At 56.3% G+C, this 277-nt stretch carries 1 protein-coding gene; it reads right to left on the bottom strand.

Annotated elements, in window-relative coordinates; genetic code table 11:
• The coding region (locus Ga0451573_RS19165) for an acetyl-coenzyme A synthetase N-terminal domain-containing protein (RefSeq protein WP_231685789.1) at positions 1–204 on the bottom strand (204 nt) is incomplete at its 3' end.
• Positions 205–277: the final 73 nt, after the last annotated feature.

Genomic DNA, 277 nt, shown 5'->3' on the forward strand with positions numbered 1-277 from the left:
GAACCATTTGATCGCCACCTTGCCCTCGAAGGAGGTGTTCTTGACCTTGGTATAGGGCTTGAACCAGTCGATGCGCTTGCCGTGCTTGGCCCAGAACTTCTCCGGATCCTTGATGCTCTGCTTGTACCAGGCGAGATATGTTTCGTTGTCGATAAACGCGTTCTTCTTCGCGCTTGGCAGCACGGGGTAGACCTTCTCGGACATCAATTTCCTCCAAACCTGAGCTGACGGGCCTCCACCCGGATGCCTCCCGGGGAGAGAGGCGCATGGCGTTCAT

The organism is Phosphitispora fastidiosa (genome assembly GCF_019008365.1).
Lineage (GTDB): Bacteria > Bacillota > Thermincolia > Thermincolales > UBA2595 > Phosphitispora > Phosphitispora fastidiosa.